Source organism: Streptomyces sp. CA-249302 (assembly GCF_050936785.1).
Taxonomy (GTDB): domain Bacteria; phylum Actinomycetota; class Actinomycetes; order Streptomycetales; family Streptomycetaceae; genus Streptomyces.
In genome coordinates this window covers 6,374,631-6,393,589 of sequence record NZ_JBNJMG010000001.1, presented here as the reverse complement: position 1 = coordinate 6,393,589, position 18,959 = coordinate 6,374,631, and the positions used below count along the sequence as shown (strand labels likewise).

Here is an 18,959-nt window from a genome sequence, read left to right as displayed (position 1 = left end):
AGAGAGCCCGCACAGGAAAAGCGTGACGCACCCCACCCGCCGTCCCGTTCAAACTCCGTTAACAATGGACTGTGATCTCTCCGGTCTCCTCGATGCCCCGGAGCGCCCACCGGCACAAGCCGGAGGCGACTCCCTACGTCGACCTCACCCGTACGGAGTGGAGCGCGCTGCGCGACAAGACGCCGCTCCCGCTCAGCGCCGAGGAGGTCGAGAAGGTGCGCGGCCTCGGCGACGTCATCGACCTCGACGAGGTGCGGGACATCTACCTCCCGCTCTCCCGCCTCCTCAACCTCTACGTCGGCGCCACCGACGGCCTCAGAGGCGCCCTGAACACCTTCCTGGGCGAACAGGGCTCCCAGTCCGGCACCCCCTTCGTGATAGGGATCGCCGGCTCGGTGGCCTGCGGCAAGTCGACCGTGGCCCGTCTCCTCCAGGCGCTCCTCTCCCGCTGGCCGGAACACCCGCGCGTGGAGCGCGTCACCACCGACGGCTTCCTGCTCCCGACCAAGGAGCTCCAGGCCCGTGGCCTGATGTCCCGCAAGGGCTTCCCCGAGTCGTACGACCGCCGGGCCCTGACCCGCTTCGTCGCCGACATCAAGGCGGGCAAGGACGAGGTCACCGCGCCCGTCTACTCCCACCTCATCTACGACATCGTCCCGGGCGAGAAGCTCGTCGTCCGCCGCCCCGACATCCTGATCGTCGAGGGCCTGAACGTCCTTCAGCCCGCCCTCCCCGGCAAGGACGGCCGCACCCGCGTCGGCCTCGCCGACTACTTCGACTTCAGCGTGTACGTCGACGCGAGCGCCGAGGACGTCGAGACCTGGTACCTCAACCGCTTCAAGAAGCTGCGCCAGACGGCCTTCCAGGACCCGTCCTCGTACTTCCGCAAGTGGACCCAGGTCTCCGAGGACGAGGCCCTCGACTACGCCCGCACCCAGTGGCGCAACATCAACAAGCCCAACCTGGTGGAGAACATCGCCCCCACCCGGGGCCGGGCCACCCTGGTGGTCCGCAAGGGCCCGGACCACAAGGTCCAGCGACTGCGCCTGCGCAAGCTCTAGAGCCGCCTGTTAAAAAGGCGTCATGCTGCACCTGCGCCTGATCACCCCGTCCGACCGGACCGACGACGTGGTCCGCCTCATCGAGCGGACCGTCGGCACCGCCCACCTGGTGGTGCTGTCCGGCGCCGCCCGCAACCCCGTCGGGGACGTCGTCACCTGTGACGTGGCGCGGGAGGCCGGCGACGAACTGCTCACCGGGCTACAGGAGTTGGGCCTGGACCGCACCGGTTCGATCGCCGTCGAGAACATCGACCTGTCACTGTCCAAGCGGGCCGACAAGGCGGAGGCGGAGGCGCCCGGCGAGGGCGCGGACGCGGTCCTCTGGGAGCACCTGACCGACGCGACCCACGAGGAGTCGACGCTCTCCGTCACCTACATCGCCTTCATCACGCTCGCCACGATGATCGCCGCCTGCGGTGTCGTACTCGACAACGCGATCCTGATCGTGGGCGCGATGGCGGTGGGCCCCGAGTTCGGGCCGCTCGCGGGCATCTGCACGGCGATCGTGCAGCGGGCTCCGCGACTTGCGGTGCGCTCACTGGTCGCGCTGCTGGTCGGCTTCGCGGCAGCGATGGCGCTCACCGCGGGCTTCAGCCTGTTCATGGACGCCGTCGGCCTGTTCACCAAGGGCCAGTTGGAGGCGGAGCGGCCCAACACGGGCTTCATCTACGCCCCGGACTGGTTCTCGTTCGTCGTGGCGGTCCTCGCCGGAGCGGCCGGCACCCTCTCCCTGACCTCCGCCAAGTCGGGTGCTCTGGTGGGCGTCGCCATCTCGGTGACGACGGTCCCCGCAGCCGCCAACGCGGCGGTGGCCCTGATCTACAGCGACACCAACCAGGCGGGCCGCTCGACGGAACAACTGCTCCTGAACCTGCTGGGCATCGTCATGGCAGGCACCCTGACACTACTGGCCCAGAAGTGGCTCTGGAGCACGACTCAAGGCGGGAAGATCAGCGCCCCGTAAGGGGCGCGGGGCTGTGTCGATGTGCGGCTCCGCCGCGTGGGCGCGACAAGCCACAACGAACCAGCAGCCCGCAACGCACAGAACCCCCTACCCGAACCCGGCACTCAACCCAGCGCCGACTTCACGACATCGGCCAACCGCTCGGCCACAGCCCGAGCCTGATCGATGTCCGCGGCCTCGACCATCACCCGCACCAACGGCTCGGTCCCGGAAGGCCGCAACAACACCCGCCCGGTGGACCCGAGTTCACGCTCGGCCTCGGCAACAGCCGCCGCCAGCTCGCCGGAAGTCCGCACCCGTGACCGATCCACGTCGGGCACATTGATCAGCACCTGCGGCAGCCGCTCCATCACACCCGCGAGATCCCGCAGCGTGCGCCCGCTCCGCACGGCCCGAGCCGCCAGCATCAGCCCCGTCAGCGTCCCGTCCCCGGTGGTCGCGTGGTCCAGGATGATCACGTGCCCGGACTGCTCACCCCCGAGCGCGTACCCGTGCTCCTTCATCGACTCGAGCACGTACCGGTCCCCGACCGCGGTCTGGACGAGCGTCAGCCCCTCCCGCTCGAGCGCGAGCTTGAACCCGAGGTTGGACATCACGGTGGCCACCACGGTGTCGGCCCGCAGCACGCCCCGCTCCCGCATGTCCAGCGCCAGCACGGCGAGGATCTGATCCCCGTCGACCTCGGCCCCGGTGTGGTCCACGGCGAGGCACCGGTCCGCGTCCCCGTCGTGCGCGATCCCCAGCGCGGCCCCGTGCTCGACCACGGCAGCCTTCAGCTTGTCGAGGTGCGTGGACCCGCACCCGTCGTTGATGTTGAGCCCGTCCGGCTCGGCCCCGATCGTGACGACCTCGGCCCCGGCCCGCGAGAACGCCTCCGGCGACACCCGGGCGGCAGCGCCGTGCGCCTCGTCGAGAACGACCTTCAGCCCGTCCAGCCGGTTCGGGAGTACGGCGATGAGGTGGGCGACGTACTTGTCGAAGCCCTCCTCGTAGTCCCGCACCCGCCCGACGCCCGCGCCCGTCGGCCGCTCCCACGGCTCACCGTGCCGGTGGGACTCGTACACCGCCTCGATCCGGTCCTCCAGCTCGTCGGCGAGCTTGTGGCCGCCGCGGGCGAAGAACTTGACGCCGTTGTCGGGCATGGCGTTGTGGCTCGCGGAGAGCATGACGCCCAGGTCCGCGCCGAGCGCGCCGGTGAGATACGCCACCGCGGGCGTCGGCAGCACGCCGACCCGCAGGACGTCCACGCCCGCGCTCGCGAGGCCCGCGACCACGGCCGCCTCCAGGAACTCCCCGGACGCGCGGGGATCGCGTCCGACGACCGCCGTCGCCCGGTGGCCCTCGAACGTGCCCGCCTCGGCCAGCACATGCGCCGCCGCGACCGACAGACCGAGCGCCATCTCGGCCGTCAGGTCCGCGTTGGCGACGCCGCGCACGCCGTCCGTCCCGAAGAGTCGTCCCACTGTGGTGTCCTCCGAATTACTTGAAGAGAGTGCGGCTCACTCCCAAGTACATCCCCTGAGACTGTCCGGAGCCTGTAGGGGTTGTGTAAATGAACCGCCCCGGCCGCACAATCCGTGCGACCGGGGCGATTGCTGCCAGAACAGCGGACGCGATTAGCGCTTGCTGTACTGCGGCGCCTTGCGGGCCTTCTTCAGACCGGCCTTCTTGCGCTCGACCGCACGGTCGTCGCGGCGGAGGAAGCCGGCCTTCTTGAGGGCGCCGCGGTTGTTGTCCACGTCGGCCTCGTTCAGCGCGCGGGCCACGCCGAGGCGCAGGGCACCGGCCTGACCGGAGACACCGCCACCCGCGATGCGGGCGATGACGTCGTAGCGGCCCTCGAGCTCGAGCACCTTGAAGGGCTCGTTGACTTCCTGCTGGTGCACCTTGTTCGGGAAGTAGTCCTCGAGGGTGCGACCGTTGATCTTCCACTTGCCGGTGCCCGGGACGATCCGGACGCGGGCGATGGCGTTCTTGCGACGGCCCAGGCCGGCGGCCGGCTGCGGGTCGCCGAAGCGGGAGGCCAGGGACTCCGAGGTGTACTCGCCCTCGACGGGGACCTCGGACTCGGTGGTGTAGCTGTCGATGTCGACGAGCTCGGTCTCGGTCTCTTCGACCGGCTGCTCAACAGTGGTCTCGGCCACGATGCTCCTCAGATTCTTTTCTGTCTTAGGGGGTGGCCGGAACTACTGCGCGACCTGGGTGATCTCGAACGGCACCGGCTGCTGGGCAGCGTGCGGGTGCTGGTCGCCCGAGTAGACCTTCAGCTTGGAGATCATCTGACGGCCCAGGCTGTTCTTGGGGATCATGCCCTTGATGGCCTTCTCGATGGCCTTCTCGGGGTTCTTGTCGAGCAGCTCGTCGTAGCGGACGGAGCGCAGACCACCCGGGTAGCCGGAGTGGCGGTACGCCATCTTCTGGGTCCGCTTGTTGCCGGACAGGTGAACCTTGTCGGCGTTGATGATGATGACGAAGTCGCCCATGTCCATGTGCGGGGCATAGGTCGGCTTGTGCTTGCCGCGGAGGAGGTTCGCGGCAGTGGTAGCCAGACGGCCCAGGACGACGTCCTGCGCGTCAATGACGTGCCACTGGCGAGTCACATCGCCGGGCTTGGGGCTGTACGTACGCACTTCGCAGCCTTCTTCTTCAGTGGATGGGCGCTGAAAATGGCATCACTGAAGCGATCGTGCAGCTGGGGACGACAGTGCCGGGAACGAGGCCCGTATGCCGCCCACTGGTAACTGCTCCAGGGAACCTGTGTGAAGGGCGCCTCTCGCATGAGAGCGAGCGAGCCGATACACAACGAAGAAGCAGAATACCGGGATGCCCCCGGACGGGTCAAAACGACGACCCTCGACCGCACCATCCGCCCCCCGTCTAAGATGCGCCCCATGAGCTTTGGGCAGCAGGGGGGACCTCAGTCCCAGTGGGATCCCTGGAAACCGCAATCCCAGCAGCCGTGGACCAACGGCGGCGACGGCCAGACCCCGGACTGGGCCGCGCTGGCCGAGGCGTCCGAGACACGGAACAAGAGGCGCCGGCTGCTGTTCATCGGCGGTGGCGTGGTCGCCACGATCGCGATAGGCACCGCCGTCGCGATGGCGGTGGTGTCGGCGAACGGGAACAACCAGGCCTCGGGCAACCCGTCCAACCTGCCCGCGAGCGCCTCCATCCCCGGCTCCACGGCGACGGCCCCGTCCTTCGCGCCGACCAGCGCCCCGCCGCCGCTGGACCCGAAGGACTTCATCTCCAGCAAGACCAAGGACACGGCCGCGCTCAGCGTGGACACCCTGTTCCCGGGCACCCAGGTGACCAAGAACTCGGTCGTCTACAAGAAGGGCGCCACGGCCGACACCAAGAGCTGTGCCGCGGCCGCCCAGGGCACCCTCCCGAAGGTCCTCACCGCCAACGGCTGCACCCGCCTGCTGCGGGTCACCTACAGCCAGGGCGGTGTCGCGGCGACCGTCGGCGTCGCCGTCTTCGACACCCAGGCCCAGGCGGCGAAGGCCAGGACCCAGGCGAACAAGCAGGGCTTCGTCCAGGCGCTGGCCGGCAAGGGCGTGAAGGACTTCTGCAACGCCGCGACCTGCCTCACGACGGCCAACTCCTTCGGCCGCTACGCCTACTTCACCACCGTCGGCTTCGAGAACGGCAAGGACGTCACCGACAAGTCCGCGGCCGTCTTCACCACCGGCAACAACCTCCAGCTGTTCACCTACGACCAGATCTACCGCCGGGGCCAGGTTCAGGCATCGGCGGCGGCGAACGGCTGACCGCTCGGGACGGGTTCCGGACGGCCCTCGGCCGTCCGGAAGACCCACGTCCGGTACGACCAGAAGCGGAAGAGCGTCGCGATGCCGATACCGAAGAACTTGCTGACGTTGTTGGCGATCGCGCCCTCCCAGCCGAGGCCGTAGGTGGCCGCGTAGAGGACCCCGTTCTCGATGACCAGGCCGACCGCGCTGAAGAAGAGGAAGAGGGTCAGCTCCCGCCGCCGGCTGTGCCGGTCCTCCTGGTCGCGGTCCCGGTAGGTGAAGTACCGCAGGCCGAGGTAGTTGGTCATGATCGCGACGGCGGTCGCCACGACGCTCGCCCGTACGGGCTGGAGGTCGGAGACGCTCCTGAGGAGGTTGAAGACCGCGAGGTTGACCACGAATCCCGAGGCCCCCACCAGGCCGAACTTCGCGATCTCGCCGTACAGCTTCCCCACCCGGGAGGGAAGCGCGTGCCGTCCGCCCATCGTCGCGTTCAGCCCCGCCTGTTCCGCAGCCGCAGCCGGACCGGCATCACGGCCGACTCGATCTGGGTCGTGAGGTTCATCTTGGACACGCCCTCGGTCCGCTCCTCGAAGCGGATCGGGATCTCGACGGCGCTGTGCCCGGCCCGGACGGCCTTGAACTTCAGCTCGACCTGGAAGCTGTAGCCGGCGCTGTCGAGGGTCGCGAGGTCGATGTCGCGCAGGGTGGCGGCCGACCACAGGTTGAAGCCGGCGGTGATGTCCCGGATCTTGGTGCCGAGCACGGTGCGGGCGTAGCGGTTGGCGAAGCGGGACAGCAGGACGCGGTGCCTGCCCCACTCCTCGTCCAGCGAGCCGCCCTCGACGTACCGGCTGCCGACGACGAGCCCCACGCCGGAGGCCACGGCCGTGCCGAGCATCCGCGGGACCGCCTCGGCCGGGTGGCTGCCGTCGGCGTCCATCTGGACGACGTACTCCGCGCCCTCGGCGAGCGCGGCACTCATGCCGGCGACGTACGCCCGCCCGAGCCCGTCCTTCTCGGTGCGGTGCAGCACGCTCATCCGGCGGCGCCCGTCCCAGTTGTACTTCTCCGCCAGTTCCTCGGCGATCCGCCCGGTGCCGTCCGGGCTGGAGTCGTCGACGATCTTCAGGTGCAGGCCGTCGATCGGCAGACCGAGGACCAGCTCCGCCATCCTGGGCAGGTTCGCGGCCTCGTTGTAGGTCGGCATCACGACGGTGACCGGTACACCCGGGTATCTGTCGATGCTCGTCATGTCCGTTCTCTTCCCTCCCTAGAGGCCCCGGAGGACCTCTCCCCAGCGGGCGCGGGTCTGCCCAGCGCCCGGAAGTACCAGCCCGCCACGGTCCAGCGGTCCGCGTCGAGCACCCCCCGGCCGTCCACGATCAGCGGACGGGCCACCAGCCGCACGGCACGCTCCGGGTCGATCTCCCGGAACTGCGGCCACTCGGTCAGATGCAGCACGAGCTCGGCACCCTGCAGCGCCTCCTCGGCCGACATCGCGTAGCCGAGGAGCGGGAACGCCTTGCGGGCGTTGTCCAGCGCCTCGGGGTCGTACACCGTGACGTCCGCGCCGTCGAGACGCAGCCGGGCGGCCACGTTCAGCGCGGGCGAGTCACGGATGTCGTCGGAGTCGGGCTTGAAGGCCGCTCCGAGCACGGCGATCCGGGCCCCCAGGACCGAACCCCCGCACAGCTCGCGCGCCACCTCGACAACCTTGTCGCGGCGGCGCATGTTGATCGCGTCGACCTCCCGCAGGAAGTCCAGCGAGACCCCCAGCTCGTCGGCGCGGTGCGCGAAGGCCCGGATGTCCTTGGGCAGGCAGCCGCCGCCGAAGCCGATGCCGGCCCGCAGGAACTTCTTCCCGATCCGGTCGTCGTACCCGATCGCCTCGGCGAGGACGCCGACGTCGCCGCCCGCGGCCTCGCAGATTTCGGCCATCGCGTTGATGAAGGAGATCTTGGTGGCTAGGAACGCGTTCGCGGCCGTCTTGACCAGTTCGGCGGTCGGGAAATCGGCGCTGACCAGCGGGGTTCCGGCGTCGAGGACCGGGGCGTACACCTTGCGGAGGATCGTTTCCGCATGTGAAGACCGCACGCCGAAAACCAGCCGGTCGGGGCGGAGTGTGTCCTCGACGGCGAAGCCCTCGCGCAGGAACTCCGGGTTCCACGCGACCTCGACACCCTGGTGCGCCGCTGCCAGCCGCTCCGCCGTGCCGACCGGCACGGTCGACTTGCCGACCAGCAGCGCCCCCTCGGCGGCATGCCCGGCGATCGCCGCGAAGGCCGCGTCGACATGGGTCACGTCGGCGCCCTCGGAGCCCTTGCGCTGCGGGGTGCCGACGCACACGAAGTGCACCTCGCCGAAGGCCCCGGCCGCCGCGTAGTCGGTGGTGAACCGGAGCCGTCCGCTCGCCGTGTGCTTCGCGATCAGCTCCGGCAGCCCGGGCTCGTGGAACGGCACCCGCCCCGCCCGCAGCGCGGCGACCTTGTCGGGGTCCACGTCGACCCCGAGCACCTCGTGGCCCAGCTCCGCCATACAGGCGGCATGGGTGGCACCGAGATAGCCGGTGCCGATGACTGTGAGCCGCATCCAGCGGCCTCCTTCACAACTCCGTGTCGGCCGTTACCTGCGCTCGAGAACCTGGACCACGATGTGGTTCAGCTTCACCGTGCGACCGGCCTTGAAGGACTTCTCGATCGCCGCCGCGGTCTTCTCGTTCATGCCGGTGAGCAGCGGGCGCCCGTCGCTGACGGTGGAGACCAGCCACAGCCGGTCGGTGCCCTTGAGACAGCTCGCCGGCTTGCGGCACTCGGTGGCGCCGTAGGACCCGTTCTGCTGCGGGGTGTACTCCATGAGCACGTCCTTCGGGGCCTTGCGGTCCCGTAGTTCGTACGACATGGCCCGGCGCTCCGACATCCCGCCGTTGAAGACGATGCCGTCGCCGGACTTCTCGCCGGCCGCGACGGTGTTCGCCGCGCCCCGGAAGTCCGGTTCCATCGGCAGGTCCTTCTTGGCGTCACCGATCGCCGGCCACGCCACGAAGGCGTACCCGGCAGCCACGGCCGCGACCAGCAGCCCGCTCAGCACCTGCGCGCCGGTCCCCCGGCGGGCCTCGGGATCGAGCCTGCCGACGAGCCGGGTGAGCGCGGCGGCCACCAGCAGCGTCCAGGCCGGGATGGTGAAGAGCAGGTACCGCGGCAGGAAGAGGTGCAGCTGGTTGGCGGTCACGAAGGTGAGCACCGGCGGCAGCACGGCCCAGGCGGCGAGCAGCACCGAGTACCGCCCGGCCACCAGCAGACCGACCACGCCGAGGGCCATCACCGCGCCACCGGTGATCCACGACCCGAACAGGGTGTCCGGGAACTGGGTCAGATCCTTGGTCGTGGTGACGTTCCAGGCGATCTGACCGCTCTGCCCGGAGCCCTGGGCCACCATCGGGAAGGTGATGGACAGTCCCAGCATGGCCGCGCCGGCGAACGCGTAGTGGGCGATGCGGTCGCCGCGCTTCTTGGCCAGGAAGACGAGCCACACATGCCCGGCGAGCACCGCCATGGCCACCAGGTGACTGAACCCCGTGGCCGCGACGGCTAGCCCGTACAGCGTCCAGTTGCGCAGACTCGGCCGGTCCAGCGCCCGGATCAGCCACAGGGTGGCCAGCAGCGCGAACATCGTCGCGAAGGCGTACGGCCGGGCTTCCTGGCCGTACCGGGTGATCATCGGCACGACGGCGAACAGCAGTCCGGCCAGCACGCCGGTGCGCAGCGCGAACATCCGGCGCCCCAGCAGCCCGACCAGACCGGCCGAGACCGCCATGGCGAGCGCCTCCGGCAGCCGCAGCATCGCCGCCGAGTCCCCGGCGACGTCGATCCACAGATGCATCGCCGCGTAGTACGGCGCGATCACGACGTCGATACTGCTGATCAGCCGTCCGAGGTCGTGCCAGGAGATCGTGGACGCCCACCAGGTGGCGTGCTCGTCACGCCACAGCTGGCGCCCGCCGAGCCCCGGCACCACACAGGCGGCCGCGACCACCGCGGGCAGCAGGAAGGCGAGCCAGGCCGAGCCGCGGCCGGCGCCTTCGGCGGACCGCCGGTGGTCGGAGGGCGCACCCTCCTCGGATTCCCGGGCGGCCGTCTCGTCGACCGGTGGTGTGTACGCCGTCATCGCTTCACCCAGATCCGGTACGGCTCCTGTCCGCCGTCCTTGTCGGTGGGCCGCAGCACGCCCAGCAGCCGGTAGTTCGCGTTGCCGCGCAGCGCCTCGGGCACGGAGGAGGCGCGCAGCACGATCGCGTCGTACGAGCCCTTCTTCACCGCGGCCGTCAGGGCCGCGCCCCGCTCGGCGAGGTGCCACTGGGCGGGCTTCGTCTGCGTCCGCAGGTAGTAGGCGGAGATCTCCGGGTCGTCCGTCAGGTACTCGCCCTTGGTGTCCACGACCTCGCGCAGGGCGCCGATCATGGCGGCCGAGTCCGGCGGCCGGTACAGCTCCCGGGTCTGTGCCATGCCGATGACCAGGGCGGCGACGTAGATCATGATGCCGATCTGCGGGTACCGGAAGTGGGCGCCCATCATCCGCGAGACACCGAGACCGGCCATCGGCACCGCGAAGAGCAGTCCGAAGCCGACGTGGATGTACAGCGAGCTGCCGTTGCCCAGCCAGGCCTGGTAGAGCGGGGCGAGCAGGGCGGTGCCGCACATCGTCAGGCCGAGCAGGGAGCGCCGGATCGCGCCCGGTGCGCTGCCCTCGGCCCACGGCATCTCGCCCATCCGGGCCCGCCGGATGAAGCCGACGGCACCGATCACCGCGACGAGCAGGACGACCCCGCCCCACTGGGCGCTGTCCTTGAGCAGCTGGACGGCGCTGTCGGTGCCCTTGACGTTCCAGCCGCTCGGCGTGCCGGCGAGCTGGACGCCCGCGAAGCACAGGGCGCCGGTGACCGCCGCGAAGAGCGCGCCCCGCACGAAGGCGCCCGCGCCGCGGAAGCGGTAGGCGGTCAGTACGGCGAGCACGGTCAGCGTGGGCAGGTACAGGGCGGCCGAGTAGGCGGCGAACGGCGCGAGGGCCGCGAAGGGGGCCGCGAGCAGCACGGCCGCGGGGCTGGACTGCCGGGTCCTGGCCAGCAGCCACAGGGCTGCGGCGAGCAGGAACAGCGACAGGGAGTGCAGGGAGGCGTACCGGCCGGTGAAGGCGGTCGACTCCAGCACGGAGTACATGGCGGCGGCGGCGAGGCCGGCCCGCGCGTTGAACAGCAGCCGGGTGGCGCCGAACAGCAGGGCCGTGGCCCCCAGCGCCCAGGCCAGGCTCAGCGCCCGGGCCCCGGCGAGGCCGAGCTGGGCGACCAGCCCCGACAGCTCGCCGTCGGAGGTGAGGAACTTCGCCTCCTGGGCGAAGGCGCTGCCGTCGAGCCGGAAGGAGAGTCCGGCCTGCACGAGCAGGATCAGGATCAGGACGCCCCGGCTGATCCACGCGGAGCGGCTGTTGTCGACCGACCAGGCCGACACCGGGACCTCGGGCAGCACATAGCCCGGCTCCGGTTCCGGCTCGGGTTCGAGGACGGCGTACTCCGGGACGTAGTACTCGGCGTCGGAGCCGCCCGTGTAGGGACGCGCGTAGTGCTGCTGCCCGGCGGTGGGCTGCTGCGGGATGTACGGCTGCCCGGCATACGGCTGCTGATAGCCGTAACCCTGCTGGTCACCGTATGCCTGCTGGTCACCGTAGGCCTGCTGCTGTCCGTACCCCTGCTGGTCGCCGTAGACCTGCTGCTGTTGCTGCTGCGGCTCGGTGTAGGGCGGGTACTGCTGCTGCCAGTCCTGCTGCGGGCCGGGTTCCGACCAGCCGCCGTCCTGCTGCTGCGTCGTCATGAACGCGGCACCTCGAATCCGAAGTCGTCGTCGGCGATGAGGCGCTTGAACTCGGCCAGGGCGAGCGGGCTGCTCTGGATGCGCCAGTCGGCCCTCTTGGGGATGTTGAACCACAGGAAGCCGATGACGTCCTTGTCATCTTTCACGCCCCCGAGCAGCCCGCGCACATCGGCGCGGCGCCGCTGGCCGGGCTCGGACGCGGTCTCGCTGATCAGCACCGGCTTGTCGGTGAACTTCTCGATCTGGGTGCGGGTCGGGCCGTAGAGGGTGTCGAAGGTGTGCGCGCCGGTCTGCGTCCAGTAGCCGACGATGCCGACCCAGTCGACGTAGGCGTCACCGGGCCAGTACGGCTTCAGCTTCACGTCGGGGACCGGGTTGACGACGTTCGGGCTCCACACCCAGATGACGTTGGTGGCGCCGACCTCCTGGAAGACGTCGTGGATGTGCCGCCACGCCTTCACGAAGGTCGCCGGGGTGGTGTCCTTGGTGCCCCACGGGTACCACTGGCCGTTCATCTCGTGGCCGAAGCTGATCGCGACGGGCACGTTCGTCTTGCGCACGCTGTTCGCGTACTTCTTGATGTACGCGTCCTGCGAGCCGTCGGCGATCTTGTCGAGACCCGGCTTGAACGGCTCCCACGACACGTACAGCAGGCCGCCGTCGCCGAAGACGTTCTGGGCGCCCACGGCGTTGAAGCCGTTGCCCCAGGACGAGTAGGAGCCGACCATGTTGGGCTTCTTGCCGACGGTCTTCGCGAAGGCGTCCACCGGCTTCAGCGAGCTGGGCGCGCCGTTCAGCGCCACCCCGAAGTAGTCCTTGTCGGGGTGCAGCAGCGGTTTCACGTCGTACGGCGGCTGCGCCTCGGGCGCCTTCGAGGAGGACCCGGTGGGTTTCTTCGCGGCCTGTGCGGCGGGGTCGTCACCGCCGAGCACGCCGCAGCCGGCGACCGCCGCCAGGGACATCAGTGCCGCGCACAGCGGGAGAACGGTCCTGCGGATCAAGCGGGCTCACCTGCCGCGGTGTGTTCCTTGGGCTGGATGAGAGCCCGCGTGACGACCAGCGCGTAGAACAGCCCGGAGGACAGGACGAGGGCGAAGTCCGGCGGGTAGCCGGTGAAGAGCCGGTACACGGCCGCGCCGACCCAGACGACGGCGGTGCCGCCGCTCCAGAGCCACAGGCCGAGCCAGAACCGGCGGGTCTTGTTCTTCTTCGCGCCCTTGGAGCCGGTCGGCTGCCAGCCCATGCGCTGCTTGCGCAGGATGTCCCAGATGGCGAAGACATGCGCCCAGCCGTACATCATCCGTGCCGACCAGGCCTCCAGCCGGTACGGCGCCTTGTGCCACATCGGGAAGACGAGGGTGGTGTAGGCGATGCTGGGCAGCACCCAGACAAGGTGCTTGACCTGGAGCATCTCGGGGCTGGTGAGCAGCAGCATGATGGGCACGAGCGGCGCGAGGAAGGTGAACAGCGCCGTGTGGATGTAGTAGAAGAAGCCGGACATGTAGCAGAGCCGGCTGGAGAAGCTGATCGGCGCGTCCCAGAACTTCTTGCTGGCGAGCAGCGACATCGAGCCGGAGCACCAGCGGTACTGCTGGTTGAAGAAGGCCCCGGCGGTGTCCGGACACACGCCCGTGGACAGCGCGACCGGCACGTACTTCAGGTCCCAGCCGAGCCCGCGCAGGTCGAACCCGGTGTGCACGTCCTCGGAGTGCTCGATGAGGGTCGTGCCGCCGTTGGTGTCCAGCGCGGCCCGCCGGTAGATGGCGCAGGAGCCGACGCAGATGGCGCCGTCGCTGTTCTGCCGGGACACCTGCACGGAGCGGTAGAACAGCTCCTGCACGGCGCCGGCCCCGCGCTCGATCCAGTTCTGCGAGTCCAGCACCCGGAAGTACTGCGGGGACTGCACGATCCCGATGCGCTCGTCGGCCTCCATGTACGGCAGCAGCTCCTCCAGGAGGTCGGAGCGCGGGGTGAAGTCGGCGTCGAGGATCAGGATGTACTTGCCGTCGGACTGGCCGAACCCGAAGTGCAGGTTGCCGGCCTTCTTGAACCAGCCGCGGTTCTCGCGGGTGCCGTAGCGGAAGCCGAAGTCCCGGGCCATGGCGGCGAGCTCGGGGCTCGCGCCGTCGTCGAGGACGAAGGGCACGCAGGTGCCGGGGTAGCGGTCGGCCAGCTGCCGCACATGGGTCCAGGTGTTGTGCAGCACCTCGATGGGCTCGCCGCACACCGGCAGGAAGACGTCGACGCTGGGGTAGACCGGTGGCCGCCAGCCACGGACCAGCTGCTGGTGGTACTCGAAGTCGAAGTCACGCGTGAAGCCGTTGACCCGCAGCGACACGAGGTAGTAGACGACGGTGAAGAACAGCGGCGGCGCGAAGATCCACATCAGTGGGCTGGCCTTGGTCAGCGCCACCTGACTGACGGTCAGGCACCCGAAGCTGACGATCGAGGCGAGCGTCAGCACCCACAGGCGCCGCTTGACATACGAGTACTTCTCCGCATGCGACGGCGGCGCGGGCAGAAGTCCCAGGGGCGCCTGCTCGACGCCACGCTTTCCTCCACGCCTTGCGGATCGGTGCCCCCCGGCACCGGCCGCTCCGGACATGCGGGCAGAGTCAATGGATGACATTCCTACCCTCCGGGCCATGGGCCCGCTGTGTTCCCCACCCCAAGAAGCCCCTTTCGAACAAAGGGGCCAGATGGGAAAGGTTATCCGAGGGGTGTGAATGACGTAAGAGGAGTGTGGAGGCGGACGCCCGACAAGTCCCTTTATGCACGTTATTTTTGTTGAAGAGTGGTGTAACCAACAGGTTTCACATCCAGACGACCCGGGCACAGGACTCGACTTGTGTTCTTCCTGTGCCCAAAAGCGTCAACTGATGATAAGAACAACCACTCAGTCTTCACGTTTGCGTGTATCAGGGGGAGGTCCCGATTTGCCCGGGTTTTCACGGCTGCTCGCCACGGTGGCCGTGGCCACCGCGGCACTGATCGGTACGACGGTCGGACTGGTGGCGTCCTCGGCCCAGGCCGACCAGAGCACCCAGGGCGTCGACAACCTGCGCACCAACTGGGACCAGGACGAGGCCTCGCTCTCCCCCGCGGTCGTCCAGTCCTCCGCCTTCGGCCAGCTCTTCGCCACCAAACTGGACGGGCAGATATACGCCCAGCCGCTGGTGCTGGGCGACCAGGTGATCGCCGTCACCGAGAGCAACACCCTGTACGGCCTCGACCGCACCACCGGTGCGATCGAGTGGAGCAAGAACTACGGACCGTCCTGGCCGGCCTCGGCGATCGGCTGCGGTGACCTGGTGCCCAACATCGGGGCGACCGCGACGCCCGTCTACGACTCCGCCACCGACTCCCTCTACTTCACCACCAAGGTCGACGACGGGACCGCCACCCACCGTCACCCGACCTGGCTGATGCACGCCGTCGACCCGAGCTCCGGAACCGAGCGCTCCGGCTGGCCGGTCACCATCGCCGGAAGCCCCGTCAACGACCCGAGCGTCACCTTCGACGCCTACTACGAGCAGCAGCGCCCCGGCCTGCTGCTGATGGACGGCGTCGTCTACGCGGGCTTCGGTGCCCACTGCGACGCATGGCCGTACCGCGGCTATGTGGTCGGGGTGAGCACCACCGCGCACAGCATCACGTCCATGTGGGCCACCACGACCGGTGCCGCCCTCGGCGGCGCCGGTATCTGGCAGGCGGGCGGCGGACTGGTCTCGGACGGATCCGGCCGGATCTTCTTCAGCACCGGCAACGGCATCAGCCCGGCGCCCGGCCCGGGCAAGACCGTGCAGGGAACCCTGGCCGAGTCCGTGGTCCGCCTCCAGGTCGGCGCGGACAAGAGCCTCAGCACGGCCGACTTCTTCAGCCCGAGCAACGCCGCCACCCTGGACCTCAACGACCAGGACATCTCCTCGGGCGCCCCGATGGCGCTGCCGGACGGCTTCGGCACCAGCGAGCACCCGCATCTGCTGGTCCAGCAGGGCAAGGACGGCCGGGTGTTCCTGCTCGACCGGGACGACCTCGGCGGCATGGGCCAGGGCGCCCAGGGCGGCGACGCCGCGGTGAGCGTGTCCGGCCCCTACCAGGGCATGTGGGGACACCCCGCGTTCTGGGGCGGGGACGGCGGCTATGTCTACGTCGTCGGCAACCAGGGCCCACTGCGCGCCCTCAAGTACGGCGTGCGCAACGGCGGTACGCCCGCCCTCACCCTCACCGGCCAGAGCCAGGACACCTTCGGTTACACCAGCGGCTCGCCCCTGGTCACGTCCAACGGCGCGGACGAGTCCAGCGCCCTGGTGTGGATGACCTCCGCCACCAACGCCTCCGGGGCCGACGGCACCCTGCGCGCCTACAGCCCCACCCCCGACGGCAACGGCCGCCTCCAGCTGCTGTGGTCCGCGCCCATCGGCACCGCGACGAAGTTCAGCACGCCGACCGCCGATCGCGGCAAGGTCTACGTCGGCACCCGGGACGGTGTGCTCTACGGCTTCGGCAGCCCGGCCAGGACCGCCCTGACCGCGGCCTCGCTGGACTTCGGCCAGGTCGGCGTGGGCGCCGGCAGCTCCGCCACCATGAAACTGACGGCCACGCAGGACGTCAGCATCACCGGACTGAAGGCCTCCGGCTCGTTCACGGTCGACCCGGCCGCCGTACCCACCGCCGAGCAGCCCAAGGCGCTGGCGACGGACGCCACCCTGGACGTACCGATCACCTTCACGCCCACCGCCACCGGCGGCGTCAACGGCACCCTGACCGCCAACCTGTCGGACGGCCAGAAGCTGGTCTTCGCCCTGCACGGCGTCGGCACCAGGCCCGGCCTCGGGGCGGCACCGGCCGCCCTGGACTTCGGGGAAGTGCCCACCGGCAGCAACTCGACGCTGAACCTCCAGATAACCAACACCGGTACCGAACCGGAGACCATCGACTCGGTGGACGCGCCCGGCGGCGCCTTCTCCGTCTCGGGGCTGCCGAGCGCGGGGACGGTCGTACCGGCCGGTGGCTCGTTCGTGCTCTCGGTCACCTACGCGCCGACCGCCGACGGCGCCGACAGCGACGCGCTCGTGGTCAGCAGCAGCGGCGGCGGAGCCACGCACACGCTGAGCGTGCCGGTCGGCGCGACGGCCATCACGGGCCAGGGGCACCTGGAGTTCTCCACCAGCTCACTGGACTTCGGCCAGGTCCCGATCGGCAGCTCCAAGTCGCTGTCGTTCACCATCACCAACACCGGCAACATCCCGGTGACGGTGACCAAGGCCAAGGCGCCGACGGGTGACTTCAACAGCCCGGTGCAGCTGTCGGAGGGCCTGGTCATCGGCCCCGAGCAGACCGCCGTGCAGAGTGTGACGTTCACTCCGCGCTCGGCCGCCGATCTGAGCGCCGCCTACGAGGTCACCGGCACCGGGACCGACGGGAACGGCAACAGCCAGGGCGCCATGTACGTCCAGGTCAAGGGCACCGGTACCGGCACCGCCACGACCACCTCGGTCGCCGACGGGAAGTGGCAGACCAACGGCTCGGCGGTCCCGACCGACGGCGGCGGGGTCCAACTGACCCCGGCCACCGCCAACAAGGCGGGTACGGCGGTGTACACCAAGCCGCTGCGCACCGAGGGGCTGCGGGCCACCTTCACCGCGAAGTTCGGCCCGGGCACCGGCGGCAGGGGCATGACGCTCACGCTGCTCGACCCGGACCAGAACACCGCCTCGGCACTGGGCGGCACCGCCGACAGCCTCGGCATCGCGGGGCGGCCGGGCACGGTGATCGCGTTCGGCAGCGGCTGGAACAACACGCTCAAGGCACAGAACTTCGTGGGCGTCGGCCGCAGCTCGGCCGGCTCGTCGACCATCGCCTACCAGTCGGTGGTCCCCCTGACCACCTCCCTGCGCCAGGGCACCCACCAGGTCGACGTCCAGGTGGCCGCCGGCCATGTGTACGTCTGGATCGACGGCACGCAGGTGACGGACGCGACAACGACGGTGACGTCCACCACGCTCCTCGCCTTCTCCGGCGCCACCGGCGACAGCTCCGACGTGCAGACGGTCACCGGCCCGGTCGTCAGCGAGGCGCCGCTGGTGACCCCGAAGGCGGCGACCACGCTCCACCTCACCGCCCCGAGCACGGCCGTACCAGGCCGGAAGCTGGCCGTCGCCGGCACCCTCACCTCGTCCGCGGCGCTTCCCGCGGGCCAGGTCGCGCACATCACGCGGAACGGAACAGCGCTGCCCGACGTGACCACGGCGGCGGACGGCACCTTCACCTTCAGCGACACCCCGCCGGCCGAGGGCACCTACACCTACGCCGCGAGCTACGCCGGGGACGCGACACACGAGGCGGCGAGCACGACAAGCCTGGTCCAGGTGTCGAAGCTGGCCACCACGGTCACCGTCACTGCCCCGGCCACGGCCACCCGCGCGAAGAAGCTGACCGTGTCCGGCACGCTCTCCGGTTCGCCCTTCGCCACCGGTGGGGTCGTCAAGGTGACGAAGACCGACCTCGCCCACCCCTCGGGCGTCGCACTCGCCGACGCGAAGGTCGCCGCGGACGGCTCGTTCACGTTCACGGACACCCCGCAGATCGGTGGCGCCAACGCCTACAAGGTGACCTACGCCGGCGACGTCTCCCACAAGTCGGCCGCCGGCACCGGCACCGTCCAGGTGTCCCGGACCGCCACGTCCCTGACCATCGCCACCGACCACTCGACGTACGCGTACGCCAAGACGGCGAAGATCACCGCGCACCTCGGTACGACGTACAACAACCGCAAGGTGTCGATCTACGCCAAGCCGTACGGCGGCGACTCGGTCCTGGTGAAGTCCGGCACAGCGGACTCCCACGGCGATCTGACGGCGTCCTACAAGCTCACCCGCAACACCACGTTCAGCGCGGTGTTCGCCGGCGACTACCGGTACGCCCCGAAGACCGCCGCCCGAGCCGTGCACACCCAGGTGCGGGTCGCGGAGAAGCTGTCCGGCTACTACACGAGCACGCACTACGGCAGCACGCTCTACCGGGTCTACCACCACACCGCCAAGGAGCAGCTGGACGTCACCGTCACGCCCGCCAAGGCCGGCCAGTGCCTGCTCTTCCGCGTCCAGCGCTACTACAGCGGCGCCTGGCACACGCAGACCACCACGCCCTGCGCCGCGCTGAGCTCGACCAGCACCGGCCGCCACAAGATGTCCCTGACGAAGTGGACCGGCAGCAGGTTCCGCGTCGCCGCGGAGTACGTCCGCAGCAGCACGGACAACACCAACCTCAGCACCTGGGGCGCCTGGCAGTACTTCACCGTCAAGCAGTGAGA

General features: G+C 69.7%; 14 protein-coding genes. 4 read left to right on the top strand and 10 right to left on the bottom strand.

The window, feature by feature from the left end; translation table 11 throughout:
• The first annotated feature begins 92 nt into the window (after window positions 1–92).
• Window positions 93–1,061 carry a type I pantothenate kinase gene (gene coaA / locus ACQEWB_RS28955; RefSeq protein WP_432836002.1) on the top strand — a complete coding sequence of 323 codons (969 nt, stop codon included), beginning with the start codon at window positions 93–95 and terminating at the stop codon, window positions 1,059–1,061.
• A gap of 22 nt (window positions 1,062–1,083) precedes the next feature.
• Window positions 1,084–2,025 carry a DUF389 domain-containing protein gene (locus ACQEWB_RS28950; protein WP_432836000.1) on the top strand — a complete coding sequence of 314 codons (942 nt, stop codon included), beginning with the start codon at window positions 1,084–1,086 and terminating at the stop codon, window positions 2,023–2,025.
• A gap of 104 nt (window positions 2,026–2,129) precedes the next feature.
• Here ACQEWB_RS28950 and glmM read toward each other — a convergent pair whose 3' ends face one another.
• The 3 genes from glmM to rplM all read right to left on the bottom strand — a co-directional run bounded on the left by glmM (window position 2,130) and on the right by rplM (window position 4,655).
• The gene (glmM, locus tag ACQEWB_RS28945; RefSeq protein WP_432835998.1) at window positions 2,130–3,488 is read right to left on the bottom strand and encodes a phosphoglucosamine mutase; all 1,359 of its coding nucleotides are present in this window, start codon (window positions 3,486–3,488) and stop codon (window positions 2,130–2,132) included.
• A gap of 153 nt (window positions 3,489–3,641) precedes the next feature.
• Window positions 3,642–4,169: a 30S ribosomal protein S9 gene (gene rpsI, locus ACQEWB_RS28940; protein ID WP_432835996.1), complete on the bottom strand. Its 528-nt coding sequence runs from the start codon at window positions 4,167–4,169 to the stop codon at window positions 3,642–3,644.
• Window positions 4,170–4,211: 42 nt separating this feature from the next.
• Window positions 4,212–4,655: a 50S ribosomal protein L13 gene (gene rplM, locus ACQEWB_RS28935; protein WP_432835994.1), complete on the bottom strand. Its 444-nt coding sequence runs from the start codon at window positions 4,653–4,655 to the stop codon at window positions 4,212–4,214.
• 261 nt (window positions 4,656–4,916) lie between these two features.
• Between rplM and ACQEWB_RS28930 the strand changes: the two genes are divergently transcribed.
• A complete protein-coding gene (locus ACQEWB_RS28930; RefSeq protein ID WP_432835992.1) occupies window positions 4,917–5,798 on the top strand; it encodes a hypothetical protein in 882 nt (293 codons plus the stop codon).
• On the opposite strand, the gene ACQEWB_RS28925 is transcribed toward ACQEWB_RS28930, so the two are convergent.
• From ACQEWB_RS28925 to ACQEWB_RS28895, 7 genes are read right to left on the bottom strand one after another with little or no spacing between them, the layout of a single operon-like run.
• Window positions 5,771–6,265 carry a GtrA family protein gene (locus ACQEWB_RS28925; RefSeq protein ID WP_432835990.1) on the bottom strand — a complete coding sequence of 165 codons (495 nt, stop codon included), beginning with the start codon at window positions 6,263–6,265 and terminating at the stop codon, window positions 5,771–5,773. The genes ACQEWB_RS28930 and ACQEWB_RS28925 overlap by 28 nt on opposite strands.
• An 8-nt stretch (window positions 6,266–6,273) precedes the next feature.
• Complete coding sequence (locus ACQEWB_RS28920) at window positions 6,274–7,035, bottom strand: polyprenol monophosphomannose synthase (RefSeq protein ID WP_432835988.1); 762 nt, start codon at window positions 7,033–7,035, stop codon at window positions 6,274–6,276.
• Complete coding sequence (locus tag ACQEWB_RS28915; protein WP_432835986.1) at window positions 7,032–8,372, bottom strand: UDP-glucose dehydrogenase family protein; 1,341 nt, start codon at window positions 8,370–8,372, stop codon at window positions 7,032–7,034. Before ACQEWB_RS28915 ends, ACQEWB_RS28920 begins: the two co-directional genes overlap by 4 nt.
• Window positions 8,373–8,405: 33 nt before the next feature.
• Complete coding sequence (locus tag ACQEWB_RS28910) at window positions 8,406–9,947, bottom strand: glycosyltransferase family 39 protein (RefSeq protein WP_432835984.1); 1,542 nt, start codon at window positions 9,945–9,947, stop codon at window positions 8,406–8,408.
• Window positions 9,944–11,644, bottom strand: coding sequence for a hypothetical protein (locus ACQEWB_RS28905; protein WP_432835982.1), 1,701 nt, complete (start codon window positions 11,642–11,644; stop codon window positions 9,944–9,946). The genes ACQEWB_RS28910 and ACQEWB_RS28905 overlap by 4 nt, the downstream gene beginning before the upstream one ends.
• Complete coding sequence (locus ACQEWB_RS28900) at window positions 11,641–12,645, bottom strand: glycoside hydrolase family 26 protein (RefSeq protein ID WP_432835980.1); 1,005 nt, start codon at window positions 12,643–12,645, stop codon at window positions 11,641–11,643. The genes ACQEWB_RS28905 and ACQEWB_RS28900 overlap by 4 nt, the downstream gene beginning before the upstream one ends.
• Complete coding sequence (locus ACQEWB_RS28895) at window positions 12,642–14,249, bottom strand: glycosyltransferase family 2 protein (RefSeq protein WP_432835978.1); 1,608 nt, start codon at window positions 14,247–14,249, stop codon at window positions 12,642–12,644. Before ACQEWB_RS28895 ends, ACQEWB_RS28900 begins: the two co-directional genes overlap by 4 nt.
• A gap of 331 nt (window positions 14,250–14,580) precedes the next feature.
• Between ACQEWB_RS28895 and ACQEWB_RS28890 the strand changes: the two genes are divergently transcribed.
• The gene (locus tag ACQEWB_RS28890; protein ID WP_432835976.1) at window positions 14,581–18,957 is read left to right on the top strand and encodes an Ig-like domain-containing protein; all 4,377 of its coding nucleotides are present in this window, start codon (window positions 14,581–14,583) and stop codon (window positions 18,955–18,957) included.
• Window positions 18,958–18,959: the final 2 nt, after the last annotated feature.